This window comes from Dactylosporangium darangshiense (assembly GCF_039537565.1).
GTDB classification, from domain to species: Bacteria; Actinomycetota; Actinomycetes; order Mycobacteriales; family Micromonosporaceae; genus Dactylosporangium; species Dactylosporangium darangshiense.
Genome location: NZ_BAABAT010000001.1, coordinates 553,417 through 580,039, shown reverse-complemented (window position 1 = coordinate 580,039; position 26,623 = coordinate 553,417). Strand labels below are relative to the sequence as shown.

The following is a 26,623-nucleotide window of genomic DNA, read 5'->3' as shown; positions in this document are numbered from 1 at the left end:
GGCTCCGGCTCCGGCCGCAGCCTCCCGCTCCCGGCCCGAGCCTGCTGCTCCCGGCCCGAGCCCGCTGCTCCCGGCCCGAGCCTGCTACTCACGGCCGGGTTCTCCGGTCGCAGCCTCCCGGCCGCAACAGGGCGAGCCCGGACCCGCGCAGCGCGCCATGCGTCTCCTCGCCAACGGCGAGGTGCCGTCATACCCGGCGTGCTGCGCACCGTGCATCTCCCCCACCCACGGCGAAGCGCACCTCGCGCCCCGCACGCTGCGCCGCGATAGAGCCGCGGGTCAGATCGCCATGTCGATGAAGCGCGAGAGGTGCAGCTGCGCCGCCACCGTCACCGTGTCGGTCGGCCCGTTACGGTGTTTGGCCACGATGAAGTCCGCCTCCCCCGCCCGCGGAGACTCCTTGTCGTAGTAGTCATCACGGTGCAAAAGAATCACAACGTCAGCATCCTGCTCAATCGAGCCAGATTCGCGCAGATCGGACAATTGGGGCCGTTTGTCGGTGCGCTGCTCCGGACCACGGTTGAGCTGGCTCACCGCGACGACCGGGCACTCGACCTCCTTGGCCAGCAGCTTCAGGCCACGGGACAGGTCGGCGACCTCCTGCTGCCGGCTCTCGGTGCGCTTCGGGCTCGTCATGAGCTGCAGATAGTCGACGACGATGAGCTTCAGGTCGTGCCGCTGCTTGAGCCGCCGCGCCTTGGCCCGGATCTCCATGAGGTTCATGTTCGGCGTGTCGTCGACGAACAGCGGCGCCTCACTGATCTCCCCCATGCGCCGAGCGAGCTTGGTCCAGTCGTCGTCGGACAGCTGCCCCGACCGCAGCACGTGCAGCGGCACCCTGGCCTCCGCCGACAACAGCCGCATGACGATCTCGACCTTCGACATCTCCAGGCTGAAGATCGCCGACGCCATGTTGTGCTTGACCGAGGCCGCCCGGCTGAAGTCCATCGCGGCGGTCGAGTTGTGCGTCGGGATCATGGCGCGGCCGGCAAGGTACATGTGGTCGGCGTTGTCGACCTGCACGCACCGCACCGGCACGCTCGCGACCGGCCGCACCGCGACGACATACCGCGCGCCGGTCCGCGCGTCGGTCGTGGAGCGCCGCCGCGCCCGCATCGCGTCGCGCTTGCGATCCAGCCGGAAGACGTCGTCGGCCGGGGTGAAGTTCAGGTTGTATGCCACCGAGCTCGCCGGCGTGCGCCCGTTCACGTTCCGCCTGGTGACCGTGCAGCGATACCCGAGGCTGACCACCAGCTCGAACACGTCCTTCGCGAGCCGCTCGCAGGTGGAGGTGAACTGCACGTTGCCCGTCGCGGTGACCGTGCCGTCGGTGTCCAGCAGTCCGGCGAGCAGCGCCCGCCGCTGCTCCTGCGACGCGCGTAGGTAGTGGCTCGGGATGTGCTTGTTGCCGAGCACGCCGAGCTCGCGCAGGTCACGGGTCAGCGATCCGCCGGGCCGGGCCGAACCGATGCCGAACAGCATTGGGTGCGCCGAGCTCGGCCGCACCACGAACCCGTCCGCCTCGACGAGGCTCACGATCTGCGCGTCCGCGGTGGTCAGACGAGCCGCGGCCGAGTGACCGTCGCCGAGCCAGGCGCCGAGTGTGTAGGGCGGCACGGGCAGATCCCGTTCGGGCAGCTCCAACGCGGCCGCGTTCTCCACGGCGTGGTTGAGTCGGCCGTCGGCCGGGTGGTGCAGCGTGGCCGCGATCTGGGCGGTGGTGACCACGCTCGGGTGCACCGCCTTGGTCTCCGCGTTCATGACACGTGACACTCGGCGATACAGCGACTCCATCAGCGCCTGTCGCGAGTAGGCCCGCATCGAGCGCCGCCAGGGCCGGCCCGCGCGGGTGTATTGCCGGACCACCTGGCCGCTCGTGCCAACCTGGTGCCCGGCGACGTGCAACACATGGCGGAACTGGTCTCCGACCAGCTCGACCGCCTCCCCGAACGTGACCAGCTGGTCCGGGCCGGCCATCACCTTGCGATGCACGGCGGCGACCTCGGCGCGGGCCGCGGTCGACCATTGCGGAGTCACGACATTCTCGGCGCGCTGCCGTCGGCTGGCCCTCGTCGTGGTCTTCCACAGGTGCTCGGCGTCGGCGACGATCACCGAGCCGTCGGAGAACTCGACCTCGAAGCACGGCCGGGCGTGCAGCACCTCGAAGGCGTTGACCACGGTCGTGGGCCGCCCGTCGGCGCCGAGCAGTCGATCGCCGGCCCGCACCTCGCCCATCGTGGTCCAGCCGTCGGGCGTGGGCAGCGGCGTGTCGAGCGCCAGCGCCTTCCCGAGGCCGGGGCGGCCGGCAACGATGATCAACTGGCCGGCGTGGAGGCCGTTCAGGAGGCGGTCGAGGTCGCTGAAGCCGGTCGGGACGCCGGTCATCATGCCGCCCTGGGCGCCGACGGCCTCGATCTCGTCCAGGGTGGGCTGGAGCATCTCGGCGAGGACGGCGAAGTCCTCGCTCACGCGCTTCTCGGTGACGTCGTAGATGGCCTGCTGGGCCAGGTCGACGACGTCGTCGACGTCGCGGCCGCCCTGGGCGGCGGAGCCGTAGCCGAGTTGGACGATGCGGGTGCCGGCCTCGATGACGCGGCGCAGGACGGCGCGCTCGGCGACGATGCGGGCGTAGTAGCTCGCGTTGGCGGCGGTCGGGACCGTGGTCATGAGGGTGTGCAGGTAGGGTGCGCCGCCGATCTTGGCGATGCTGCCCGAGTCGGTGAGCGTGGCGGCGACGGTGACGGCGTCGGCGGGCTCGCCGCGGCCGTAGAGGTCGAGGACCGCGTCGAAGATGATGCTGTGTGCCGGCTTGTAGAAGTCGTGCGTCTTGAGGATCTCGACGACGTCGGCGACCGCGTCCTTGGACAGCAGCATGCCGCCAAGGACGCTCTGCTCGGCGGCGATGTCCTGGGGTGGGGTGCGCTCGAAAGTTTCAGCGCCGCCCGACGGGCGCTCGGTCCGCTCGCCTCGCTCGCCGCCGCCGCGCTGCTCGGGCGGGGGCGCATCGTCCCACGGATCTGAACGCCTGTCTTCGGTGATCGACACTCTTGCCCCCCAACGCCACACCTGCCAGGACTAGTAGACCTCGCGGGTATGACAAAAACTCGCCGGCGCGACGGCGCGCCCGCGCAACCGTATGGGGCGACTGGCGTTCGATGAAAGCTAGCCGGTGGACAAGGCTCTGGACAACCTGTGGACCACGGGCTCCAACCTTGGGAAACGTTGTGCACATGGCTGTGGATAACCCTTCCCGCGGTACCACATATTGGCTCTTGACCTGCGAACCCTTCGTCCACAGCCTGTGTGCGAGAAAAAGAGGGTCACGGATTTTTCAACTGGACGGCCGATGGCGTAAAGGTCACGAAAAGGTGACGCTCCGGCCGTGGGATACCCGGAGTGGGAGAGGTCACGCGACGGCCGCGAGCGTCAGGGTCCGGAGACCGGTCGCTGGGATCTGCGGCAGGAGCGGTGGATACCCCAGCAGCGCCCGCCCGAGGGGGACGACTTCGGCATCGAGCCGTTCCAGGCGCGCTCGGATCCCGACAGCCGGCCCGGGCAGGGGCGCGTGCTCGACCACGATGAGTGGAATTCCGGTTACCAGCCGCGCTCGGAGGCGCCGCCGGTCGCGCGTCGCCGTCCGCCGGTCCGTGAGCTGCCGGCCGGGCGGTCGCGCCCGGCGCAGGACGACGAGGACGAGGACGACGAGGAGGAGCCGGACCAGCGCAGCGTGTACATCGGCTCGTTCATCTCCACCGCCTGCTGGTACCTGTTGCCGGTCGCCGCGTACGTGGGCTGGTCGTTCACCCTGTCCTCCGAGTCGCGGCCCGGGTGCACGAACGCGTTCGGCCTGCCGTGCCCGGCGCCGCAGGACGAGGCGCTGACGAACCTCATGAACATGGTGCCGCAGCTGGCCGTGTCGATGGCGTTGAGCATCACGGTCGCGATGTTCCTGGGCAGGGTGACGACGGGCTGGCGGCCGTTCGCGATCGGTTTCGCGAGCACGGTGCTGGGCGCGGGCGTGGCGACGGTGGCTTATGCGGTACTGAAGAGTCAGCTTGGATCTTGATCTTTTGCAAACGTATTGATCACCGTTGGGTCACCATCCGATCACGCCGGGAGCCGCCCGCGGGGTGCCGCCGTCTGACTGGCCAAACACCCTTGAGGAGGCTTCGATGGCCGGTCGGTTCTTGCAGCACCTGCGCGTCGCCGCGGTCGCGACGCTCACGCTCGCCCTGGTGGCGGCGTGTGGTGCGGACTCCTACGACCGCTCCGACAGCGGGAAGAACGCCGCGCCGGCGGGCACGGCCTACGGTCCGCCGGGAACGCCCGAAGGGCTAGCCAGAGGCGCGGCGACCGACGAGGCCGCCGATCGCGCGGCCGCCGGCGAGGTCTCGACGTCCGAGCGGCCCGTGTCGACGTTTGCGGTGGACGTCGACACGGCCTCGTACGGCTTCGCGCGGCGCACTCTGCTGTCCGGCCAGCGGCCGGCGGCGAACACGGTCCGGCCGGAGGAGTTCGTCAACTCGTTCGGGCAGCAGTACCGCGAGCCGGACGGCAATGGCTTCTCGATCACCGCCGACGGCGCCCACCTGCCGCAGACCCATCGCGGCGCCGACGACAGCGCCCGGCTGCTGCGTGTCGGGCTGCAGACGCGTGGCGAGTCCAGCGAGTCGCGCCCGGACGCGGCGCTGACGTTCGTCGTCGACGTGTCGGGCTCCATGGCGGAGCGGGGCAAGCTCGACCTGGTGCAGCACGGCCTGAACACGCTGATCGACCAGCTGCGCCCGTCGGACTCGGTGGCCGTCGTGTCGTACTCGGACCGGGCCTCGGTCCTGCGCCCGATGACGCCGGTCCGCGATCGGGAGGCGCTGCACGACGCGATCGACCGGCTGAAGATCGCCGGGAGCACCAACCTGGAGGCGGGCCTGCGGCTGGGGTACGACACGGCGCGCAACGGCTTCCGCTCCGGCGCGACCAACCGGGTCATCCTGCTCTCCGACGGCCTGCCGAACGTCGGCACGACGGACGCGGCGCCGCTGGTGCGCGAGATCCAGGAGGCGGCGGCGAAGCAGATCACGCTGCTGGGCGTCGGCGTGGGCAGCGACTACGGCGACAAGTTCATGGAGCAGCTGGCCGACAAGGGCGACGGCTACGTGGTGTACGTCAGCGACCAGGCCGAGGCCGACCGCGTCTTCGTCCGGCAGCTCCCGGCGACGGTGGCGCTGCGCGCGCTGGACGCCAAGGCGCAGGTCGAGTTCGACTCGAACACCGTGCTGTCGTACCGCCTGATCGGCTACGACGACCGGGCGCTCTCGTCGTCGGACTTCCGCAACGACCGCGTCGACGGCGGTGAGGTCGGGCCCGGCCACTCGGTGACGGCGCTGTACGCCCTGCACCTGCGCCCGGGCGCGCAGGGCCACCTCGCGGACGTGCGGGTGCGCTGGCAGGACCCGAAGACCCGGGAGCCGAGCGAGCTGTCCCAGCCGGTGCGGGTGACGGCCGTTGACGAGGAGTTCGGCCAGGCGGTGGCCCCGCTGCGCGTCGACTACGCCGCCGCGTTCCTGGCGGAGGTCCTGCGCGGCAGCCGGTACGGCGAGGACGTCCGCCTCAACGACCTGCGCACGATCGCTCGCAACTCCGGCGAGAGCCAGCAGGTGCGGGACCTCGACGACATGATCGGCGCAGCAATCGGGCTCTACAACTGATACGAAAAGGGGCCCCGGGCATTCCCCGGGGCCCCTTTCGCGTTGCCGCATTCCGCCTACTTGGCGGCGGTGACCTTCAGCGTGAAGACCGCGGCGACCTCGGGGTGCAGCTTGATCTGCACCCTGTAGTCGCCGACCGCCTTGACGTGGCCGGGCAGCTCGAGGCGGCGGCGGTCCAGCTGGGGCCCGCCGGCCTTCTGCACGGCCTCGACGACCTCGGCCGGCGTGACCGAGCCGTAGAGGCGGCCTTCCTTGCCGGCCCGCACGGCCAGCTTGACGGTGAGGCCCTCGAGCTGGGTCTTGACCTCGTTGGCGTGCCCGAGGTCGCGGATCTCACGGGCCGAGCGGGCCCGCTTGATCGTCACGATCTGCTTCTCGCCGCCCTTGGACCACGGGATCGCGAACCCCTGCGGCAGCAGGTAGTTGCGCCCGTAACCGTCCTTGACCTCGACGATGTCGCCGGGGGTCCCGAGGCCGGTGACCTCCTGGGTAAGGATGATCTTCATGTCGGCCGGCCCCTTAGCGCGTGGTCGCGGTGTAGGGCAGCAGCGCCATCTCGCGCGCGTTCTTGACGGCGCGCGCGATCTGCCGCTGCTGCTGGGCGGTCACGCCGGTCACCCGCCGAGCGCGGATCTTGCCGCGGTCGGAGATGAACTTCCGCAGCAGTGCGGTGTCCTTGTAGTCGATGTAGGCGATGCCCTCCTTGTCGAGAGGGTTCACCTTCTTCTTCGGTTTGCGCAGGGCCGCAGCCTTCGCCATTGCTCTTGCTCCTGATGCCATTAGAACGGGGGCTCGTCGTCGAAGGATGAGCTCGACCTGCCGCCGCCGCTGCCGCTACCGCCGCCGGCCGGGGTCGCGCTGGCCCACGGGTCATCGTTGAACCCGCCGCCGCCACCGCCACCACCGCCGTTGCCGCCGCCGGAGCCGAAGCCGCCACCACCACCGGAGCTGCGCGACATCTTCTGCACCTTGGCAGTCGCGTAGCGCAGCGAGGGGCCGATCTCGTCGACCTCCAGCTCGATGACGGTGCGCTTCTCACCCTCGCGCGTCTCGTAGGTCCGCTGCTTGAGCCGACCGGAGACGATCACCCGGGCCCCTCGCGTCAGCGACTCGGCGACGTTCTCCGCCGCCTGCCGCCAAACGGTGCAGGCCAGGAACAGCGGCTCGCCGTCCTTCCACTCGTTGGTCTGACGGTCCATGAACCGGGGGGTCGAAGCCACCCGGAACTTGGCGACCGCCTGTCCAGACGGAGTGAAACGCAACTCAGGGTCATCGGTCAGATTGCCTATGACCGTGATCGTGGTATCTCCCGCTGCCATATGAGTCAACTCCTCGCGCGCTGGTGTATGGCCACGATGTCACAGGGGTACGACAGTTTCCTGTTACGCCTGATGACGCGCGGCCGGGCGAAGCAGATCGATCTCGCCCGGGGATCCGCTCAGCGGACCTCGGGCCGGATGACCTTGGTGCGCAGCACGGACTCGTTGAGTCGCAGCTGACGGTCCAGCTCGGCGACCGACTCCGGCGAGGCCTGGAGGTCGATGACGGCGTAGATACCCTCGGTCTTCTTGTTGATCTCGTACGAGAGGCGCCTGCGGCCCCACACGTCGAGCTTCTCCACCGAGCCACCCGACGTCCGGATCACGTTGAGATACGTGTCGAGCGACGGGGCGACGGTGCGCTCCTCGAGACTTCCGTCGAGGATCACCATGATCTCGTAATGACGCAAGACGTTCTCACCTCCTACGGGCTAAGCGGCCGCGGTCCATCCGCGGCAGGAGGTCATGCGTCGTCCACCTGCGCAGAGGCTGGTGGACCGAACCAGAGTACACGCTGAGGTGTCAAGAGATGAAAAAGGACCGCGGGGCGCATCATCCGCTTCGTTGGGTGGGACCTGGGGAGGAACGACCACACCGGTGCGTTGGATGACGGCGCCCCGCGGAGCTTAGGGGAAATCGTACCTTAAGCGCAGCTAGCGCGTGATGCCCGCTGAGCAATAATAGCCCGAATTGCGACGATTCCGACACCGACCGTCGCCACGAGTGCTCGCCGCGACCGCCTGTTCCACCATCCTCGTTTTGGGGGATGTTCGGTTGCCGGGGGACGTTCGTTCGGGGGATCTTGCGTCTCGGAAGACCTGGGGGAAGCCTGAGCGATCATGGGCGGCTGCGTGCGTCGCGAGACGGCGACGGAAGCCGCGCATTCCGGGCGCATCGGTCGTGCGGCCAGAGGCGCGTCGCGCAAAGTGTCACACCCACGTCGTAGGCTCTGCGGCATGCGAATCGGTGCTCACGTCGACCCCGCTGAGCCGCTGGCTGAGGCCGCCGCCCGGGGCGCCGACCTCATTCAGTTCTTCCTGACCGACCCGCAGGGCTGGACCGACCCGAAGGAGCGCGCCGACGCCGAGGCGATCCGCGCGGCCGAGATCGACGTCTATGTCCACGCGCCGTATCGGATCAACGTCGCGTCGTCGAACAACCGCATCCGCATCCCCAGCCGCAAGCTGCTGTTCAGCCATGCGGCGGGCGCGGCCAAGGTCGGCGCCAAGGGCCTGATCGTGCACGGCGGCCACGTCGAGAAGGCCGACGGCCTCGACGCCGGGTTCGACAACTGGCGCAAGACCTTCGCATACGCCGCCGAGCAGGGCGGGTTCGCCACTCCGGTGCTGATCGAGAACACGGCCGGCGGCGACAACGCCTGCGCCCGCCGCTTCGACAACCTCGCCCGGCTGTGGGACGCGATCGGCGACTACGAGGTCGGCTTCTGCCTCGACACCTGCCACGCGCACGCCGGCGGCGAGGACCTCCTCGGCATCGTCGACCGGGTCAAGGCCATCACCGGCCGCATCGACCTCATCCACGCGAACAACTCGCGCGACGGCTTCGACTCCGGTCGCGACCGGCACGACAACATGACCGCCGGCGAGATCGACCCGGAGTTGATCGTCGCCGTGATCCGGGCGGCCGGCGCGCCGGCGCTCGTGGAGACACCGGGCGGTGCCGAGGGCCAGGGCGCCGACATCACCTACCTGCGGGAGCGGCTGGCGTGAGCAACGTTTCGTCGGAGCGGACGGTGTCGGAAGAGCCCTCGCCGGAGGATTTCCCGGATTCGGTACGTCCCGAGCCCGGCCGCCCCGCCACGCCCTCGTCGGGGCCTGAGGACCCCTCGGGCCCCGACGCCGGCGCGGACGGCGACGCCAGCGGCGCGGCCGACGAGATCGAGCGGCAGGCCGCCCTCAGCCCGGACGAGCCGGACGGTGGTTCCGGCGGTGATTCGGCCGACCGGGACGGCGCGGACGGTGACGCGGACGCCGATGGCAAGGTCGACGACGCCGTGGACAAGGTCGACGAGAAAAGCGACGGCGAGAAAAGCGACGAGGAGGCGGACGGCGAGAAGGCGCCCGCCGATCCGTTCAGCGCGTTCGCGCCCGAGCCGGAGGTGGTGCCGGGGCGGGTGGGCCGCATCGGCAGGCGGACCGGGTCGGGGCTGGCCCGGTTCTTTTCGCATGAGTGGACCCTCGCCGTGCTCGGGTCGATCGCGCTCGCCGTCGTCATGACCTGGCCGGCGCTGGCGCACCCGGCGAGCACGATCCCGCAGGACATCTGGGACCCGACGCTGCAGGCGTGGCAGATGTCGTGGGCCGGGCACATCCTGACGACCGACCCGCTGCGGCTGTGGCAGGCCAACGCGTTCTACCCGGATCAGTACAGCTACGCCTTCTCGGACACGCTGCTCGGGTATGCGCCGGCCGGCATGATCGGGTCGGGGCCGGTGGCGGCCATCGTCCGGTACAACATCATCTTCGTCCTGATCTTTGCCTTCGCCTTCTTCGGGGCCTACGCGCTGGTCCGCCAGCTCGGCGCGGGGCGCACCGGGGCCGCGGTGGCGGGGGCGGCCTTCGCCTACGCGCCGTGGCGCCTCGGGCAGGCCGGACACCTGCACGTGCTGTCCATCGGCGGCATCGCGCTGGCGCTGGCGATGCTCGCCCGCGGGCACGGGTTCTCGCTGCGCAAGGGCTACGAGCCGGACAAGCGCCGGTGGGGCTGGGTGCTCGGCGGCTGGCTGGTCGCGGCGTGGCAGATCAGCCTCGGGTTCGGCATCGGCATCCCGTTCGCATACGCGCTGCTGTTGATCGTGGTCGTCACGGCGTTGGTATGGGGCGTGCGGTCCATCTGGCGCTGGGGGGTGCGCCGGCCGTTCGGCTGGAAGCTGTTCTTCGCCAACCTCGGCGGCGGGCTCGTCTTCGCCGGGGTGAGCGCCATGATGGCGTATCCCTACCTGCAGGTCCTCAAGCAGCACCAGGAAGCTAAGCGCAGCGCCGAGATCATCGAGCTGTTCTCGCCGCCGCTGAAGGGTTTCTTCATCTCGCCGCCGGAGTCGTGGCTCTGGGGCGACATCTACGCCAACGCCCGCTCGACGCTCGGGTGGGCGCCGGAGATGGCGCTGCTGCCCGGGTTCTTCCTGTACGGGCTGGCGTTCGTCGGGCTGTTCGTCTCCGTGTGGCGGCTCAAGCACCGCATCTGGCTCGCCCTCGGCGTCGTCGGGACCGCGATCCTCGCGATGGGCACCAACGGCCCGGACAAGGGCGAGGCCGGGTACATGCTGCTGTACAAGGTGCTGCCGGGCTTCGAGGGCATCCGCACGTCGGGCCGCCTGATGGTCTGGGTGACGCTCTTCCTGGCGCTGCTCGCGGCTGGAGCGGTGAGCGCGTTCGCGGACCGGGCGGTAGAGCTCTTCACCGACCGCACGCAGTCCGACAACATCGGCGGGCACGCCGGCGCGTGGCGCATCGTGACGCTCATTCCGCTGCTCCTGGTGCTGGCCGAGGGCCTGCACAACCCGACGCTGCCCAACCCGACGGTCCCGCCGTCGCCGGTGAAGATGAGCACGCTCGAGGCTCCGCTGATGGTCCTGCCGACGAGCGAGCTGTTCGACATGAACGTCATGCTGTGGAGCACCGACGGCCTGCCGAAGATGGTCAACGGCGGCAGCGGCTTCACGCCGGGCGACCAGGAGATCCTGCGCCTCAACATGCAGCAGTTCCCCGACGAGCCCACGGTCGCCCAACTCCGCGGACTGAAGATCCACACGATCGTCGTCCTACGCGACCAGGCCGCCGGCACCCCGTACGCCCGCGCGATCGACGCCCCGATCGACGGCCTCGGCATCACCCGCACCGAGCAGGGCAACGTCATCATCTACAAGATCGACGGCTAGCCGGCCGCTCCGCCCTGTCCCGCCCCGCCGCCGGCCGCCGCGCCCAGCCCCGCGACGCCCCCGAGCGCGCGGGGCCGTGGGTACGCCCCACACGGACAGGGAGCAGGGCTGCGGCTACGGGCACGGGGCGCGAAGTGGGGCTGACGGTCGGGGCCGCAGCGCACCGCTGGCCCGCTTCCGCGCTTCGCGCGAGCCAGCGTAGGCACCACCGGGCGACGTTTTCTCTCCGCGATCATGCGAAAAGTGCCCGCGAAAATCGGACATAGTTGTGATTGTGGAGAGATAACGCCCTTGGGGCGGGGGGCGAGCGAAAGTGGTGCTGGCTACAGGCCGGATTTCAGCAGGGTGAAAGCCTCGTTGGCGTTCGCTACGGCCTCTGGGTAGACGGCGTCCGTCGTCGCGCCGGACAGCAGGCGCGCGGTGTTCTCCACGACCAAAGCGTTGCGGGCGCCGGCGATCATCGCGGCCGCTGCGCGGTGGCGGAAATCGGGGCCCAGTTCCTGGGCTAGGGCGTCCTGGGACATTGCCAGCAGCGCGAATGCGCGGTGCATCAGGCTCGGGGTCTCGTGGATCAGGCGTTGGACCGCCAGCACGTTCGGCTTGTCGCACAGGCCGGTCACGGGGTCGCGGCGGGACAGGCCGCCCAGGAAGTGGCGATGCAGGGCGTCCACCGGGGACTCGGCCTCCGGGCGTGTTCGGACGATCTCGGCGAGCTCGTGCGTGTGCTCGGACATCGGGCCGATGACCAGGTCTTCCTTCGTCGGGAAGTAGTTGAAGAAGGTCATCTTCGAGACCTCGGCGGCGGCGGCGATCTGGGTGACCGAGACGTTGTCGAAGCCGTGTTCGACGAAGAGGGCGATCGCGGTGTTCCACAGCACCATGCGGGTCTGCGCCTTCTTGCGCTCGCGCAGCGTGGCCTCCATGGACAGAACTGTACCAGGCACAAACTTGTACTCGGTCTAAAGTTATGCTTAGTCTAAGAAGCATGACGAAGAATCAGCGGCGGGTTGGGATGGTGTTGTGTCTGTTCACGATCGTGTTGGCGATCCTTGATCAGAACATCGTGTCCTCGGCGATCGTGCCGATCGTGCGGGATCTCGATCCGGTCCATGGGGTTGAGCACGTTGCTTGGCTGGTCGCGGCGTTTGCGCTGGCCGCGACCGTGGTGCTGCCGCTGTACGGGAGGCTCACCGATGCCTTCGGGGCCAAACCCGTGTGGCTCACGGCGGTCGGGATCTTCCTCGTCGGGTCGGTGCTGTGCGGGGCGGCGCAGAGCATGGGGCAGCTCATCGCGTTCCGGGCGATACAAGGAGCCGGCGCGGGCGGGCTGATGAGCGTCACCATGGTCGTGATCGCCAACCTCGCCGAGCCGGGGGCCAACCGCGGGCGCGGCGGCGGGATGGGCGGGCTCTTCGCCGGTGTCGGGATGGCGATCGGACCGTTCATCGGCGGGCTCTTCGCCGACCACGACAACTGGCGCGGGATCTTCTACGTCAACGTGCCGCTCGGGCTGGTCGTGATCTTCGGCGGGCTGTTCGCGATCCGCATTCCGCGGGTCACCCGGCGCACGGACCTCGACCTGCCGGGTGCGGCGCTGGCGGCGGCGTTCGCGGCGAGCCTGTTGCTGGTGTGTGAGTGGGGCGGGCAGCGGTACGCCTGGACCTCCGGCCCCATCCTCGCCATGATCACGGCCGGGGTCGCGAGCCTGGCGCTGTTCGCGTGGCGCGAGTCGGTCGCCGCGCATCCCGTGCTGCCGCCGTCCCTGCTGCGCGATCGGACCATCCGCAACAGCTACATCGTCCAGCTGCTCATCGGGGCCGCGATGATCGGGGCGATGCTGCACCTGATGCTGTACCTCCAGGTGGCGCGCGGCGTGAGCGCGTCCGACTCGGGGCTGTACCTCGCGTTCATGGCCGCCGGGCTCACCGCGTCCGGGATGCTGGGGGAGCGGCTGCGGCTGGCCACGCGGCCGGCGCTGCTCGTGGGCACCGCGTGCGCGGCCGCGGCGATCGGCGGCGTCGTGCTGTTCGTGCACCTCGGCACGTCGCTGTGGGCGATCCGCGGTGCGCTGGTGCTGCTCGGCATCGGGTTCGGGCAGCTCATCGGGCGGCTGATCATGGTGGTGCAGGACGCCGCACCGGCGCATCAGCTCGGGGTGGCGACCACCGGCATCCGGTTCTTCCAGTCGATGGGCACCGCGGTCGGCGCCGCCCTGCTCGGCTCGATCCTGAGCCGCGTCTACGAGGCCCGCAGCGGCGGCGCGATGTCGTCCGCGGCCATCGCCGCCCATCCCGAGGCCATGAACGACTTCGTGGTCGGGATCGAGGTCGTCTTCGCCGTCGCCGGCGCGGTCGTCCTGCTCGCCATGCTCTTCGCCGCCCGCCTGCGCGACGCCGCCCGGCCCGCGCCCAGCAGCGAGAGCGAGCCGAAAGCCGAGCCGGTCGCCGCGTGAGGACCAAAAAGCCGCCCGAGGACCGAAAAAGCCGCCTGAGGACCAAAAGCCGCCTGAGGACCCAAACCTGAGGCCAAGAAACCTGAGTACCAAAAAACACGAGCGGCCCGGCGCGAAGAAGCGCTGGGCCGCCCATGATTCACGTGAAACCGGACTAACCGGTCCGGGCCAGCGCGGGAGCCGGCGGCGGGTTGAGCAGGTCGTCCTCGAGAGGTTCCTCGTTGTAGATGCCGCCGTCGGGGTCCTGGCCCTCGTAGGTCTGCCGGACGACGTCCTCCTCCGGGTGGCGGATGTCGCGGATGACGTACCCGACCACGATCGCGAGGGTCACCAGGCGCAGGATCGAGGCGAGCACGAACACGCCCTCCGGGAACACCTGGCGGCCCGACGCGCCCATGAGCTCGCCGTAGAACGACACGAAGTAGAGGACCTCCGCGACCTGCCAGGCCAGGAACGCTCCCCACCGCGGGCGGGCCAGCACGGCGAGCGGGATCAGCCACAGGACGTACTGCTGCGACCACACCTTGCCGGTGAGCAGGAACGCGGCGACGATCAGGAACGCCAGCTGCGCGAGGCGGGGCTCCTTGGGCGCGGTGAGCCCGAGGATCAGGATGCCCGCGCAACAGATCAGGAACAGCCCAAGGTACAGGATGTTGAGCGTCGAGTGCTCGGGGTCCAGGTCGAGGTTCTGGAAGAACGGGAAGCCGTACTGCCCATTACCCCGCGGGAAGTGCGCCCCGATGTACCACAGGGTGCCCCAGTCGATCCCGCGCAGCTGGTTGAAGTCCCAGAACTTGAGCCACGCGTCCCGGAAGAAGATCGCGACCGGCGCGTTGACCGCGACCCAGGTGGCCACGCCCGTGCCCACGGTTATGAAGAAGTCCCGCCACTTGCCGGTGCGTATGCTCAGCACCAGTAGGGCGCCGATGATCAGCATCGGGTAGAACTTCGCCGCGGTCGCCAGGCCTAGGAACACGCCGGCGAGGACGGGTTTTCGTTTCGCCCAGTAGGCCATGGCCACGGCCGTCAGGCCGACCGTGAACAGGTCCCAGTTGACGGTGGCGGAGACGAAGAGCGCCGGTGCCACCGCTAATAGGGCCGCGTCCCACGGGCGTCGGCGGCGCACCGCCAACGTCGCGGCGACAGCGATGATGCCGAAGGCGCCGAGCACGACCGCGTTGACGTCGTAGAACGCCTGGCCGTCGTTGTCGATGATGTTGCGCTGGTGCAGGTCGTGGATCGGCAGGCCGAGCACGCCCATGAACGCGCCGGTCAGCACCGGGTACTCGACGTCGTGCTCGGCGTAGGGAACCTGGCCCTCGTTGAGGCCCTCGGCGTAGTACAGCGCGAGCACATCGGTGTAGCAGAAGTACTTGTACTGCTTCATGTCCGCCCACGCGGCGTCGCGACAGGGGGACTTCTGCACCCAGTGGAAGCTCAGCATGGCGCAGATGAGCAGCAGCACCACGCGGGCCGGCGTCCAGAAACGACCGCCGCCGGGCAGCCGGACGCTGGACCGGACGGCGTGGTCGCCCATCGGGCCGCCGATCGACTCGGACAGGCCACCGATGAAGCGGTCGGAGTTGGCGGGCTCGTCGACTAGATGCTCGGGTCGCACACTCGGCGGCATCCCGTCACCGTACCGTCGCCGGCTCGGAAGCGGGTGCAAGGGACGGTACAACGCGTGCTCCTGCGCGGATCGGCAGTGCAAACAGCAGCGCCACGAGCAGCAGCAGGTACCAGTTCTTGATCAGGAATCCGGGCACGCCGTGGCTCCACGGGTCCAGCGGGAGCCCCTGCTCGAACCAGGACACCAGGCCGAGGCCGACGGTGACGGCGATGACCCCGGCGAACCAGGCGTGGCGGCGGGAGGCAGCGAGCACGATGATCGCCGGGACGAACCAGTAGATGTGGTGCACCCACGTGATCGGGCTGACCAGGCAGCCGACGATGCCGGTGAGGGTCAGGCCGACGACCTCGTCGCCGGCGAGCGCGGCGCGGCGGGCCCGCCAGAGGCCGAACCCGAGCGTGAGCAGCACCAGGACGGCCCAGATCGGGCGGTTGGCGTCGGCGGGCGCCGACAGCCGGGCGAGCATGCCGTAGAGGGACTGGTTGAAGGTGTACGCCGCGTTGCCGATCCCCTCGCCCTGCCACAACGCGTCGGTCCAGAACCGCACCGAGCCCTTCGGCATGATCGCGAACGCGAGCAGGCTCGCGGCGGCGGCGCTCGCGATGGCCGTGAGCCCGGCGCGGTACCGACGGCTGATGAGCAGATACACGATGAAGATCGCCGGGGTGAGCTTGATGGCGGCGGCGAGCCCGATGAGCACGCCGGCCCATCGGCTGCCCCGCGGCACCAGGACCAGCAGGTCGGCCAGGATCAGCAGGACCAGCACCATGTTGATCTGGCCGAACGTGTAGTTCTCACGGATCGGCTCGAGGGTGCTGATCACGGCCAGCGCCAGGACCAGGGCGAACGGCAGGTCCCAGCCCTTCTGCCGGGCGACCGGCGCGAGCAGCCAGTACGTCGTGACCAGCACGGCGGCGACGGTGACCACGCTGTACAGCACCACGGCCGGCATCCAGCCGAGCACCGCGAAGGGCACGAGCACCAGCGCGCCGAACGGGGGATAGGTGAAGCCGAGCGAGCCCTGAGTGTCGTCGGGCTTCACGTAGTCGTAGATGTTGTGCCCGTCGAGCCACCAGTTCACGGCCTGGCGATAGATCCCCAGGTCGAACCAGTCGTGGCGGTTGCGATACCAGATGTGGCCGTAGACGACCAGCGCCACGAAGAGCCCGAGCAGCACCCACCGGACGGCCCTGCGTGCGTCCAACCAACACCCCCAACGACTGCGGCCACGGTCCCGGCGAACATACCGCCGGTGCCGTGGCCGCACATCTTTGCCCTGCTCGATCAGCGCCTTCGGGTGGCATCGGTGGTCGGCACCGTGCCGCCGCCGTTGCCGCCCGGGCCCTGGCTGCTGCCCGGGTTGCCCGGATTGCCGGGGTTGCCGTTGCCCGGGAATCCGGGGTTGTTCGGGTCGATGTTCGGCGGCAGGCTCGGCTGCGGCGAGATACCGGTGCCGACGTCGATCCGGCCGGTGTTGGCCGGGCCCCGGAAGTTGATCTTCGGTTCCTTGAGCTGAGTCATCGCCGCGTCGAGGAAGTCGCGCCAGATCGGGCCGGGCAGCGAACCACCGATGATGGAGACGCCCTTCTTGTCCTTGAGTGCGACTTCCTTGTCCTTGTTGCCGACCCAGACGGCGACCGCCAGGCCGGGCGACTTCTTGGCCGGGTCGTACGCGGTGTAGCCGACCATCCAGGCGTGCGCGTTACCGCCGCCGCCGTTGCCGGTGCCCAACTGCCAGGTGCCGGTCTTGCCGGCGATCTGGCGGTTGTCGTGGGTCTTCAGGTTGTAGTGCTTCGGCACGCCCTGCAGCACGGTGCTGAGGTCGTCGGCCATCTGGTCGGTGAAGCCCGGGATGCGCTTGGGGTTGATGACCTCCTGGTAGGTCTTCTTGGCCCCGGTCCACACCTCCTTGAGGAAGTGCGTCTTCACCGCGACGCCGCGCGCCGCGAAGGTGGCGATGCCGCCCGCGTGCTCGAGCACGGTCACCGGGTACTGCCCGAAGCCGACCTCCGTCTGGAAGTACTTCGGCGACACCTTCGCGCCGTCGTTGGCCACCAGGTCGATCTTCTGCGACTTGCCGTCGACGGTCGCCCACATGTCGGTGATGCCGGCGGCCCGCGCGGTGTCGATCACCCTGGCCGCGGTGACCTTCTCCGTCAGCGCGAAGAAGGGCACGTTGAGCGACATGACGGTGACTTCCTCGAGCGTGCACCACTGGCCCGAGCCGGATTCGCACTTCGGGGACTGTGGCGAGCCGTCGCCGGCGTTCTTGACCGGGTTGCCGTTTTTGGCCGTACGGCCACTGGCGGGGAAGTCCGCCGGGGACTCGCCGTTCCACATCGAGTCGATCTTGTATCCGGCCATGAGACCGGTGGCGAGGGTGTAGACCTTGAACGTCGAGCCCGGCGGGTGGCCGCCGCAGCAGCTGTCCTTGCCGTCGCCGAGCACGGGGTCGTTGTAGTAGCCGGCGTAGTCGTTGCCGTTGCCGTTGTCGCCGCCGTAATACGCCTTCACGGCGCCGGTGCCCGGCTCGACCGCGACGAGCGCGGCCTGCAAGTTGTCCGGCTGGCCGTTCATGTTCGATTCCTTGTTGCGGCTGGCCTCGCGCACCGCGATCGGCTGGATGTCCTTGTCGATCGTGGTCACGATCTTCAGGCCGCCGTTGCGGATCCGGTCGAAGTTCTTGCTGCCCTCGCCGTCGGTGTCCTCGTACAGCAGGCTGCCGGTCTTCGGGTCGGTCAGCGCCGCGACCTCGCCGAGGACGTGGTGCATGATCAGGCCCTCGGGCTTGCTGAAGTTCTGCGACTGCGCGGTGTTGTTGCGCGCTTCCTGCGGCGTGATGACCTTGTCCGGGTACTTCATCTTCGTCGGCGCGTCGGCCTCGGAGCAGAAGTTCAGCTTGAGCATCTGCCCCTTGATGTAGTCGAACCGGTCCTGGGCCTGCTTCTTGTCGATGTTGGGGTCGAACGGGCTGCCCTTGCCGCTGCCCTCGGGGTTCTTGATCAGCCCGGCCAGAACCATGCCCTCGGCCATGCTGAGCTTCTCGGCGGGCTTGTCGAAGTACGCCTGAGCCGCCGCCTCGATGCCGTACGCGCCGCGGCCGAAGTAGACGATGTTGAGGTACATCGCCATGATCTCGTCCTTGCTGTACTGCTGGTTGAGCTTGAGCGCGATGACCGCCTCGCGCAGCTTGCGGGCGTAGGTGACGCCCTCCAGGTCCGCCCAGTGCCGCGCGTACTGCTGGCTGATCGTCGAGGCGCCCTGCCGGTCGCCGCCGCTGATGTTGTTCCAGGCCGCGCGGACGACGCCCTTGTAGTCGACGCCGTCGTTGGTGTAGAAGCTGTTGTCCTCGGCCGCGACGACCGCGTGCTGCACGTCCTTCGGGATCTTGTCCAGCGGCAGCACGGTGCGGTTCTCGCCGATGCGACCCATCGGGGTCACGCCGTCGGAGTAGTAGATGGTCGTCGACTGGTTCAACGTGATGTCGTCGGGTAGAGCGACCTGGTCGAAGTAGTAGGTACCACTGACCATGCCGATACCGGCGATCATGATGAACGCGGCGATGGCGGCGATGATGATGTTGCGGCGGCGGCGCTTCTTGGCCTTGGCCGCGGTGTTGCGCCCGCCGCCCGGGCCGCCGGCGCCGCCTCGACCGCCGGGCCGCCCCGGCGGGAGGTCGCCGGGCGGGCCGCCCGGGCCGTCCATGACATCGCCCATGCCCACCGAGGCCGAGCCGACTACGGCACGGCCGACGGAGGCGCGGCCGGCCGCGCCGGCGCTCGGCACGGATGCGGAGCCCGTCACGGAGGCGCGACCGGTGCCCGGCTCGCCGGGCGGTGTGACGCGCGCGGAGCCGGAGGCGGGAGAAACGCGCGCCGAACCGACGCTGGCGGAGCCACTGGCTCCGCCGACGTTCGCCCGTCCCACGCTCGCGCGCCCCACCTGAGCCCGGCCCGCCGGCGGCGGGGCCGCCGGAGCCTGGGGATTGTGGGACGGTGGTTCCGGCTGGAATCCGGGAACCTGCGCGCGGCCCGACTGGGGGTTGTCCGGGTCACCGTAGTTCATTCGTCCCACCTTGCCGGTTGCATCGTCGTCGCATGCTCCGTCGCCATCGTCTCTGTGACCTGAGCCACTCCTAAGGCAGCCCGGCCGCCATGGCGCAGTCGCCACGCTTCGCGGCCCCCATCAGGGAGTTCGCGTGCTCGGCACGCCAGGTTCACTCGGCTGCCCCTCCCCGCAGGCGCGACGGCTGTTCGCCGTCGTCGGGCCCGGCCGCGAGACCGTCGCGGCCAAGGAGGTACTGCTCGACGAGGTGGTTCCAGCCGCAGTCGCGGCAGACCTCGACGACGTAGACGTGAAACTCACTCAGCGTCATCGCCAGGACAGGCAACTCGGCCAGCCGGCGCGCCTGCCCAGAGGACTGACGCAGCTCGTCGCCATAGATGTAGTGCACATGGGTGAGGTTCTCCCGGCGGCACACGGGGCACAGCTCGTCCGTCGGCTCACCATGGAACTTCGCAGCGCTCTTCAGGTATGGCGACGCGTCGCACACCTCATAGGTGCCGACACGACCCGACTGCACCTCGCGCAGCAGGGCGCGTCTCCGCAAGGAGAAGTCCACGACCTGACGCTGGGTACGCATGCGCCCGAGGGTACGCGGTCCCAAGGCACTCGGCGAGTTCCGTCACGATAGGTAACCGTTCGATAGACGACCAGCGGTGTGTCGCAGGCCACTTGGTCGGTTTTGTTGCATCCGTTCGGGCAGCGGCTTACCGTTCGATGTATCGGTCCGATACATCGGGCTGGTTACGGGAAGGAGGCCGGGAGTGCTCGAACTGGCGATCCTGGGCCTGCTTCACGAGTCCCCGATGCACGGTTACGAGTTGCGCAAGCAGCTCACGACCAAGCTGGGGGCGTTTCGCTTCGCGATCAGCTACGGATCCCTCTATCCCACGCTGCGCCGCCTCCAGGCGGACGGCTGGATCACCGAGGGCGCCCCGACGGCGGACATGCCGGCGAGCGCCGAAGAGGTTCCCCTGCTCACCGGCAAGCGGGGCCGCGTGGTCTACACGATCACCGCGGAAGGCAAGGAGCGGTTCCAGGACCTGCTCAGCGCCGCCGGACCCGAGACCTACGACAGCGAGGCCGGTTTCGGGGTGCATTTCGCGTTCTTCGCGCGCACTGATCCCTCGACCAGGCTGCGGATCCTCGAGGGCCGCCGTCGTCGTGTCGAGGAGCGCCGCGAGGGCATGCGCGACGTGCTCAGCCGGGCCGCCGAGCGGCTCGACGCCTACACGCTCGAGCTGCAGCGTCACGGTTTGGATGCCTGCGAGCGCGAGGTTCGCTGGCTCGAAGAGCTCATTGCGAACGAACGCAATGGCACCACCCCTGAGCCGCCTTCGGCACAAGATCCGGAGCGGTCATCGTGAACAACAAGAAGGAGGCATCCGCGATGGGCTCCGTCCGCGTTGCCATCGTCGGTGTCGGCAACTGCGCCTCGTCCCTGGTCCAGGGCGTGGAGTATTACCGCAACGCCGACCCGAATGACCGAGTACCGGGTCTGATGCACGTCAAGTTCGGCGACTATCACGTCGGCGACGTCGAGTTCGTGGCGGCGTTCGACGTCGACGCGAAGAAGGTCGGCCAGGACCTCGCCGCCGCGATCGGCGCGAGTGAGAACAACACCATCCAGTTCTGCGACGTGCCGCCGACGGGGGTCACCGTCCAGCGCGGCCCGACGCTCGACGGCATGGGGCAGTACTACCGCGAGATCATCGAGGAGTCCGACGAGCAGCCGGTCGACGTGGCCGCCGCCCTGCGCGAGGCGCGGGTCGACGTGGTCGTGTCCTACCTGCCGGTGGGCTCGGAGGCGGCCGACAAGTTCTACGCGCAGGCCGCGATCGACGCCGGCTGCGCCTTCGTCAACGCGCTGCCCGTCTTCATCGCCTCCGACCCGGTCTGGGCGAAGAAGTTCGAGGACGCCGGCCTGCCGATCGTCGGCGACGACATCAAGAGCCAGGTCGGTGCCACGATCGTGCACCGCGCGCTGGCCAAGCTGTTCGAGGACCGCGGGGTCGAGCTGCTGCGCACCTACCAGCTCAACTTCGGCGGCAACATGGACTTCATGAACATGCTGGAGCGCACCCGCCTGGTCTCGAAGAAGATCTCGAAGACCCAGTCGGTGACGTCGCAGATCCCGCACGAGATGGTGAAGTCCGACGTGCACATCGGCCCGTCCGACCACGTGCCGTGGCTCGACGACCGCAAGTGGGCGTACATCCGCCTCGAGGGCAAGTCGTTCGGCGACACGCCGCTGAACGCCGAGCTCAAGCTCGAGGTCTGGGACTCGCCGAACTCGGCCGGCGTCATCATCGACGCGCTGCGCGCCGCGAAGATCGCCAAGGACCGCGGCATCGGCGGCCCGATCCTCTCGGCTTCGAGCTACTTCATGAAGTCGCCGCCGGTGCAGTACAACGACCACGACGCGCACGCGTCGGTCGAGGCGTTCATCAAGGGCGAGATCGAGCGCTAGTTCATTCGGCAGAGCGCACAAGGGCCGGTTCGCACCAGCGAACCGGCCCTTTGCAATTGCTCAGCCGAGCCCGAACTCCTTCTCGATGCGCACGCGGGCCTCGAGCTCCAGCAGGACCTTCTTGCGCCACAGCCCGCCGCCGAAGCCGACCAGCTTGCCGTCGGCGCCGACCACGCGATGGCAGGGAATGATCACCGGAATCGGGTTCCGGTTGCATGCGGTGCCGACCGCACGCGCCGCGTCGGGGTCGCCGACGGCGGCGGCGATCTGGCCGTAGGTGCGCATCTCGGCGTACGGAATGGCGTAGAGCTCACGCCAGACGGCCCGCTCGAACTCGGAGCCGCCGGTGACCGACAACGGCACCGTGAATGCAACGTCCTCGCCGGCGAAATAGCGCGTGAGCTCGTCGACGGCCCGGGCCAGCACCTCGTCGGGCTCCGAAACGTTCCGGTTCGGCGGAACGCCGCCGAACTGCACCCGGCATATCCCCGCGTCGTCCACAGCCACGCCGAGCGCATCGATCGGCGCCTGCACCTCTACCCACCGCACGGCGCCAATTGTGCGCCTTTTGCCGGACGACTCGAGTGGCACGGCGGGACTACCCTCCAATTGTCGGCGAGGGGAGGGGCCGTGGAGACGACGTTCCTCGTCATCGGCGGTGTCGGTGTCGTGGTTCTGGCCCTGTCGGTGTTCATCGGCGACGTCTTCCACTTCGGCCATCCCGACGCGGCCGGCCCGTTCTCGGTTCCGGCCGTCGCCGGCTTCATCGGCGCCTTCGGCTTCGCCGGCGCCGCGGCCGGCGCGATCACCGGCTCCGACGGCCTGCTCGTGCCCGTCGTCGCGGGCGTGGTGGCGGCGCTGCCGACCGCCTGGGTCGCCACCCGGCTCGCCCGCCTGGCGATGAACATGCGCACCGACGCGACCCCCACCCAGCGCGACATGATCGGCACGACCGGCGTGGTGGTCACCCCCATCACCGGCAACGGCTTCGGCGAGGTGCGGATCTCCCTCGGCGGCCAACCGGTCAAGCTCAGCGCCCGCGCCGACCGCCCGATACCCCTCGGCGCCCGGATTTTCGTGGTGGAGGCTACGAGCCCCACCAGCGTGATCGTGGAAGAAACCCCCCTCTAAACCTCCGGAAGAAGAAGGAAGCGGATGGATACCGTCCTGCTCATCGCGATCGGCGGCGGCGTGCTGCTGATCCTGTTCCTGGTGATCTTCATCGTCTCGCGCATCAAGGTGGCCGGCCCCAACGAGGCGTTCATCGTCACCGGCCGCAAGGGCAAGTCCGTGCAGGGCGTCGACGGCTCGCGCTCGACCGACCTGTCGGGGCAGAAGGTCGTCATGGGCGCCTCGGTCTTCGTCGTGCCGATCGTGCAGCGGCTGCAGGTGCTCGACCTGTCCAGCCGCCGCATCCACGTCGAGATCACCGGCGCGGTGAGCAAGCAGGGCATCCGCGCCAACCTGCAGGGCGTGGCGATCGTCAAGGTCGGCGGCACCGAGGACGCCATCCGCGCCGCCGCGCAGCGCTTCCTCAACCAGCAGCAGGGCATCGACCTGTTCACCAGCGAGGTCCTCGCCGGCGCGCTGCGCTCGATCGTCGGCCGGCTGACCATCGAGGAGATCATCCGGGACCGCACCGCGTTCGCCAGTGCGGTCGCCGAGGAGGCCGAGCACTCGCTGACCAACCAGGGCCTGGTGCTGGACACCTTCCAGCTGCAGGACATCTTCGCCGACGGCTCCTACCTCGCCGACCTCGGCCGCCCCGAGGCCGCCCGCGTGCTGCGCGACGCGGCGATCGCCGAGGCGCAGGCCCGCCAGGCCGCCGAGTCCGAGCGGCTCAAGGCCGAGGAGGCCATCGCCGAGGCCAACCGCAACCTGTCCCTCAAGCAGGCCTCCATCCAGGCCGAGATCGACGCGGCCAAGGCGAGGTCGGCCGCGGCCGGCCCGCTCGCCCAGGCCGAGCGCGACCAGGCGATCCTCGCCGAGCAGCAGAAGGTGGCCGAGCGCAACGCCGAGCTCAAGCAGCGCCAGCTCGACACCGAGGTGCGCAAGCCGGCCGACGCCGAGCGGTACCGCGTCGAGCAGGAGGCCGAGGCGGCCAAGAACGCGTTGATCGCCAAGGCCGAGGCGCAGCGGCAGGCCACCATTGCCGCCGCGCAGGCCTCCGCCGAGCAGGCCCGCCTCACCGGTGAGGGCGAGCGGTCCCGCCGCGCCGCGCTCGCCGAGGCCAACGCCATCGAGGGTGCCAAGGAAGGTGAGGCGGAGCAGCGCCGGCGCAGCGCAATCGCCGAGGCGCTCGAGCGCGAGGGTGTGGCCGAGGCTTCGGCCATCCTGGCCCGCGGCCAGGCCGAGGCCGAGGCGATGCGGCTCAAGGCCGACGCGTTCGCCACGTATGGCGAGGCGGCCATCCTCGACCTGCTCGTCCGGGTGATGCCGGACGTGGTCAAGGCCGCCAGCGACCCGATGAGCAACATCGACAAGATCACGGTCATCTCGACCGACGGCGCGTCGTCGCTGACCAAGTCGGTGGCCAGCAACGTGGCCCAGGGCCTGCAGCTGGGCACCGACCTCACCGGCATCGACCTGCCGAAGCTGCTGAGCCGGCTGGGCGGGCTCGGCTCCGACGACGAGCCGGTCAACGGCCGACCGGCGGTCGAGGCGCCGAAGTCCTGACCGTCCGGTTGCACCACCGGTCATCCCGGGGGAGGGCCCGCGCCGCTCGGCGCGGGCCCTCTTCCGTTCGTGCGACTCGCGTCCGGGTCTTGGCGCCGTAGGCTTTTGCCGTGTCCGCCACCGTCGCCGCCCAAGCACAGGCGCATTTCGTACGCGCCGTGCTGCGGCAGCGAGGCTTCCGCCGCCTGGTGGCGATCCGCATGATCGCGCAGGTCGGCGACGGGCTCTTCCAGGGCGGGCTCGCCGGCAGCGTGCTGTTCAACCCCGAGCAGCGCGCGGGCGGCATGGCGATCGCGGCCGGGTTCGCGATCCTGCTCCTGCCGTACTCGCTGATCGGGCCCTACGTCGGGGTCTTCCTGGACCGCTGGCGGCGCCGGTCGATCATCAGCGTGGCCAACCTCGTGCGGGCCGGCCTGGTCCTGCCGATCGCGCTCTACATCTGGCAGGGCGAGAAGTCGCCGGTGCCCTTCCTGCTCGCCCTGGTCGTCATCGGTCTCAGCCGGTTCTTCCTGGCCGGGCTGTCCGCCGCGACGCCGCACGTGGTCGACGACCACATGCTCGTGACCGCGAACTCGTTCTCCGCGACGCTGGGCTCGCTGAGCTTCTCAATAGGCATCGGCGCGGGCGCGGCGCTCATCAAGACCGTCCTGGCGACGTCGTTCCACGGCTACGCGCTGGTCGCCGCGGGCGCCGCCGCCTTCTACCTGGTCTCCGCGCTGGTCGGGCGGGTCTCGTACGGCCCGGACGAGCTCGGGCCGGACGCCGAGGACCGCCGGCACGGCTCGATCGTCTCCGCGATCGGCGAGACCAGCCGCGGGACGGTGGCCGGCGTCCGGCACCTCGCCGCCAAGCGCGGCGCCGCCTACCTGGTGCTCGCGCAGGCGATGTTCCGGCTGCTGTACGGCGTGATCCTGCTCGCCAGCCTGCTGCTGTTCCGCACGGAGTTCAACCGTGGCCAGGACGTGAGCGGCTCTTTCGGTACCATCGCCAATGCTTTTGCGGCCGGTGGCGCCGGAATGCTCCTCGCGTCGTTCGTGACGCCCCCGCTCAGCCGCCGCATCGGGGGCTGGCGGTGGGTGTCCATCGTGCTCGCCGGCACGGGTGCGGCAGTCCTCGGCTTCGGCCTGCCGTTCGACCCGACGCTGCTGCTCGGCGCCGTCTTCGTCATCAACCTCGCCGCGCAGGGCATCAAGATCGTGACCGACACGTCGCTGCAGCACGAGTGCGCCGACGAGTTCCGCGGGCGGGTCTTCAGCATCAACGACACCGCGTTCAACGTGACGCTCGTCGTCGGCATCTACCTCGGCGCGCTCACCCTGCCCGAGACCGGGCACTCGGCGGCGATGCTGTCCGTGGTCGCCGTCGGTTACGTGCTGGCCGCGGCGGCGTATGCGGCCCTCGGCGGCCGCTGGGCCCGCCGGGTCGGCGACGACATCGCCGGCCCCGGCGGGGCGGTCTCACCCGCGAATCAGTAGCTCGAACTCGACTTCGTCAGCGTCTGGCTGAAGATCGAGGTGGTGATGCTCAGCGAGTCGCCGTTGCACGTGTACTTCGCCGGGTCGTCGTTGGCCTGGAACGGCTCGGTCTCGTCGTAGTTGATCGACGGCGCCTTCGTGTTGAGGGTGCCCGTCGCCGCAACGTTGGAGTACGCGAGGCTGCCGCTGGTCGTGGCCACGTTCGAGGTCACGGTGGCGTTGGCGATGATCGTGATCGGGACCGACTGGCCCTGGATCGTCGGGTTGCCCTGGAACGTGCTGTTCTTGAACGTCTCGGTCGCCTTGCCGTCCGGGGCGAACTTCACCGTCGAGCCGTTCTCCTTCAGCGAGAACTCGACGGTACCCACCGTGTCCATCGCCGTCTTCTCGGTGTACGTCTTCGTGGTCCAGGTGCCGACCAGGCACTCGTCGATCGCGGCCGACGGCTTGGTCTTGCCCGTCGCGGTCGCGTCCGCGTTCGCGGCGGTGCCGGTGGGGCCGGCCTGCGGGTTCTTGGGGTCGTCGCCGTTCTTGAGCACCGCGACCACGACAATCGCCGCGACGAGAACGACCAGCACGCCCGAGAGCGCCAGGACCGGCATCAGGAACTTGTTCCGGCTGGGACCGGACGGTGCGGCCCCGTACGTCGCGCCGTATGCGGTGGGCGGCGCGCTGACCGGGTCGGAATATGACGGTACGGAGCTCGCGGGGTAGCCGGCATAGGGCTGCTGTCCGCCGTACGGTGCGCCGCTGTAGGGCGTGCCGCTCGTCGGCTGCTGGGGCGCCTGCGGGACGCCTCGATATGTGCGGCACTGCGTGCAGTAGCCGTTCGCATCAATGCCCATGCCGCCGCAGTTGGGACACGGCTGCATGTCTGCCTCCAGGTTCAAAGGGGTCCGGGGGTGGTCCGGGGGTTTGTGTTAGCGACGGTAGCGG

22 protein-coding genes are annotated in these 26,623 nt (G+C 69.4%); 10 read left to right on the top strand and 12 right to left on the bottom strand.

Annotated elements, in window-relative coordinates; translation table 11 throughout:
* Positions 1-279: 279 nt before the first annotated feature.
* Positions 280-3,045 (bottom strand): replicative DNA helicase, encoded by a 2,766-nt coding sequence (gene dnaB / locus ABD901_RS02545; RefSeq protein WP_345120672.1) that lies wholly within the window; start codon positions 3,043-3,045, stop codon positions 280-282.
* A gap of 337 nt (positions 3,046-3,382) precedes the next feature.
* Between dnaB and ABD901_RS02540 the strand changes: the two genes are divergently transcribed.
* Positions 3,383-4,066: a hypothetical protein gene (locus ABD901_RS02540; protein ID WP_345120670.1), complete on the top strand. Its 684-nt coding sequence runs from the start codon at positions 3,383-3,385 to the stop codon at positions 4,064-4,066.
* A 106-nt stretch (positions 4,067-4,172) separates the two neighbouring features.
* Positions 4,173-5,705 (top strand): YfbK domain-containing protein, encoded by a 1,533-nt coding sequence (locus ABD901_RS02535; protein ID WP_345120668.1) that lies wholly within the window; start codon positions 4,173-4,175, stop codon positions 5,703-5,705.
* A 56-nt stretch (positions 5,706-5,761) separates the two neighbouring features.
* On the opposite strand, the gene rplI is transcribed toward ABD901_RS02535, so the two are convergent.
* The 4 genes from rplI to rpsF form a co-directional block, all read right to left on the bottom strand.
* Positions 5,762-6,211, bottom strand: coding sequence for a 50S ribosomal protein L9 (gene rplI / locus ABD901_RS02530; protein ID WP_345120666.1), 450 nt, complete (start codon positions 6,209-6,211; stop codon positions 5,762-5,764).
* Between the two features lie 13 nt (positions 6,212-6,224).
* A complete protein-coding gene (rpsR, locus tag ABD901_RS02525) occupies positions 6,225-6,464 on the bottom strand; it encodes a 30S ribosomal protein S18 (protein WP_223100246.1) in 240 nt (79 codons plus the stop codon).
* A 20-nt stretch (positions 6,465-6,484) separates the two neighbouring features.
* A complete protein-coding gene (locus ABD901_RS02520; RefSeq protein ID WP_345120664.1) occupies positions 6,485-7,024 on the bottom strand; it encodes a single-stranded DNA-binding protein in 540 nt (179 codons plus the stop codon).
* A 119-nt stretch (positions 7,025-7,143) separates the two neighbouring features.
* Positions 7,144-7,434, bottom strand: a complete 291-nt coding sequence (gene rpsF, locus ABD901_RS02515; protein ID WP_033359943.1) for a 30S ribosomal protein S6 — start codon at positions 7,432-7,434, stop codon at positions 7,144-7,146.
* A gap of 546 nt (positions 7,435-7,980) precedes the next feature.
* On the opposite strand from rpsF, the gene ABD901_RS02510 reads away from it, so the two are divergent.
* Positions 7,981-8,754, top strand: coding sequence for a deoxyribonuclease IV (locus ABD901_RS02510; RefSeq protein ID WP_345120662.1), 774 nt, complete (start codon positions 7,981-7,983; stop codon positions 8,752-8,754).
* On the top strand, positions 8,751-10,922 hold the full coding sequence (locus ABD901_RS02505; protein WP_345120660.1) for an ICP22 family protein: 2,172 nt from the start codon (positions 8,751-8,753) through the stop codon (positions 10,920-10,922). The genes ABD901_RS02510 and ABD901_RS02505 overlap by 4 nt, the downstream gene beginning before the upstream one ends.
* Before the next feature lie 323 nt (positions 10,923-11,245).
* On the opposite strand, the gene ABD901_RS02500 is transcribed toward ABD901_RS02505, so the two are convergent.
* On the bottom strand, positions 11,246-11,845 hold the full coding sequence (locus tag ABD901_RS02500; RefSeq protein WP_345120658.1) for a TetR/AcrR family transcriptional regulator: 600 nt from the start codon (positions 11,843-11,845) through the stop codon (positions 11,246-11,248).
* A 62-nt stretch (positions 11,846-11,907) separates the two neighbouring features.
* Here ABD901_RS02500 and ABD901_RS02495 point away from each other — a divergent pair, with 62 nt between their 5' ends.
* A complete protein-coding gene (locus ABD901_RS02495; protein WP_345120656.1) occupies positions 11,908-13,374 on the top strand; it encodes an MFS transporter in 1,467 nt (488 codons plus the stop codon).
* Between the two features lie 154 nt (positions 13,375-13,528).
* Here ABD901_RS02495 and ABD901_RS02490 read toward each other — a convergent pair whose 3' ends face one another.
* From ABD901_RS02490 to ABD901_RS02475, 4 genes are all read right to left on the bottom strand, one after another.
* Entirely contained in the window at positions 13,529-15,004 is a 1,476-nt protein-coding gene (locus ABD901_RS02490; protein WP_345120654.1) for a glycosyltransferase family 87 protein, read from the bottom strand.
* Between the two features lie 4 nt (positions 15,005-15,008).
* Positions 15,009-16,208 (bottom strand): glycosyltransferase 87 family protein, encoded by a 1,200-nt coding sequence (locus ABD901_RS02485; protein ID WP_345120652.1) that lies wholly within the window; start codon positions 16,206-16,208, stop codon positions 15,009-15,011.
* 80 nt (positions 16,209-16,288) lie between these two features.
* Complete coding sequence (locus ABD901_RS02480) at positions 16,289-18,808, bottom strand: transglycosylase domain-containing protein (RefSeq protein ID WP_345120650.1); 2,520 nt, start codon at positions 18,806-18,808, stop codon at positions 16,289-16,291.
* A gap of 412 nt (positions 18,809-19,220) precedes the next feature.
* Positions 19,221-19,646 carry a DUF5318 domain-containing protein gene (locus ABD901_RS02475; RefSeq protein ID WP_345120648.1) on the bottom strand — a complete coding sequence of 142 codons (426 nt, stop codon included), beginning with the start codon at positions 19,644-19,646 and terminating at the stop codon, positions 19,221-19,223.
* A 184-nt stretch (positions 19,647-19,830) separates the two neighbouring features.
* On the opposite strand from ABD901_RS02475, the gene ABD901_RS02470 reads away from it, so the two are divergent.
* Both ABD901_RS02470 and ABD901_RS02465 read left to right on the top strand, forming a co-directional pair.
* Entirely contained in the window at positions 19,831-20,433 is a 603-nt protein-coding gene (locus ABD901_RS02470) for a PadR family transcriptional regulator (RefSeq protein ID WP_345120646.1), read from the top strand.
* A gap of 23 nt (positions 20,434-20,456) precedes the next feature.
* Positions 20,457-21,536, top strand: a complete 1,080-nt coding sequence (locus ABD901_RS02465; RefSeq protein WP_345121140.1) for an inositol-3-phosphate synthase — start codon at positions 20,457-20,459, stop codon at positions 21,534-21,536.
* Positions 21,537-21,596: 60 nt separating this feature from the next.
* Here ABD901_RS02465 and ABD901_RS02460 read toward each other — a convergent pair whose 3' ends face one another.
* Complete coding sequence (locus ABD901_RS02460; RefSeq protein ID WP_380137474.1) at positions 21,597-22,085, bottom strand: methylated-DNA--[protein]-cysteine S-methyltransferase; 489 nt, start codon at positions 22,083-22,085, stop codon at positions 21,597-21,599.
* Positions 22,086-22,166: 81 nt separating this feature from the next.
* On the opposite strand from ABD901_RS02460, the gene ABD901_RS02455 reads away from it, so the two are divergent.
* The 3 genes from ABD901_RS02455 (at position 22,167) to ABD901_RS02445 (ending at position 25,687) form a co-directional block, all read left to right on the top strand.
* Positions 22,167-22,667: an NfeD family protein gene (locus ABD901_RS02455; RefSeq protein WP_345120644.1), complete on the top strand. Its 501-nt coding sequence runs from the start codon at positions 22,167-22,169 to the stop codon at positions 22,665-22,667.
* Between the two features lie 24 nt (positions 22,668-22,691).
* The gene (locus ABD901_RS02450; RefSeq protein WP_345120642.1) at positions 22,692-24,212 is read left to right on the top strand and encodes a flotillin family protein; all 1,521 of its coding nucleotides are present in this window, start codon (positions 22,692-22,694) and stop codon (positions 24,210-24,212) included.
* Positions 24,213-24,322: 110 nt separating this feature from the next.
* Entirely contained in the window at positions 24,323-25,687 is a 1,365-nt protein-coding gene (locus tag ABD901_RS02445) for an MFS transporter (RefSeq protein ID WP_345120640.1), read from the top strand.
* On the opposite strand, the gene ABD901_RS02440 is transcribed toward ABD901_RS02445, so the two are convergent.
* On the bottom strand, positions 25,681-26,532 hold the full coding sequence (locus ABD901_RS02440) for a hypothetical protein (protein WP_345120638.1): 852 nt from the start codon (positions 26,530-26,532) through the stop codon (positions 25,681-25,683). The genes ABD901_RS02445 and ABD901_RS02440 overlap by 7 nt on opposite strands.
* Between the last annotated feature and the right edge of the window lie 91 nt (positions 26,533-26,623).

Coding starts and splice junctions, on each gene's coding strand:
- ABD901_RS02535 (WP_345120668.1), top strand. CDS start 4,173: ATGGCCGGTCGGTTCTTGCAGCACCTGCGCGTCGCCGCGGTCGCGACG.
- rplI (WP_345120666.1), bottom strand. CDS start 6,211: ATGAAGATCATCCTTACCCAGGAGGTCACCGGCCTCGGGACCCCCGGC.
- rpsR (WP_223100246.1), bottom strand. CDS start 6,464: ATGGCGAAGGCTGCGGCCCTGCGCAAACCGAAGAAGAAGGTGAACCCT.
- ABD901_RS02520 (WP_345120664.1), bottom strand. CDS start 7,024: ATGGCAGCGGGAGATACCACGATCACGGTCATAGGCAATCTGACCGAT.
- ABD901_RS02510 (WP_345120662.1), top strand. CDS start 7,981: ATGCGAATCGGTGCTCACGTCGACCCCGCTGAGCCGCTGGCTGAGGCC.
- ABD901_RS02500 (WP_345120658.1), bottom strand. CDS start 11,845: ATGGAGGCCACGCTGCGCGAGCGCAAGAAGGCGCAGACCCGCATGGTG.
- ABD901_RS02495 (WP_345120656.1), top strand. CDS start 11,908: ATGACGAAGAATCAGCGGCGGGTTGGGATGGTGTTGTGTCTGTTCACG.
- ABD901_RS02490 (WP_345120654.1), bottom strand. CDS start 15,004: ATGCCGCCGAGTGTGCGACCCGAGCATCTAGTCGACGAGCCCGCCAAC.
- ABD901_RS02475 (WP_345120648.1), bottom strand. CDS start 19,646: ATGCGTACCCAGCGTCAGGTCGTGGACTTCTCCTTGCGGAGACGCGCC.
- ABD901_RS02465 (WP_345121140.1), top strand. CDS start 20,457: ATGGGCTCCGTCCGCGTTGCCATCGTCGGTGTCGGCAACTGCGCCTCG.
- ABD901_RS02450 (WP_345120642.1), top strand. CDS start 22,692: ATGGATACCGTCCTGCTCATCGCGATCGGCGGCGGCGTGCTGCTGATC.
- ABD901_RS02440 (WP_345120638.1), bottom strand. CDS start 26,532: ATGGGCATTGATGCGAACGGCTACTGCACGCAGTGCCGCACATATCGA.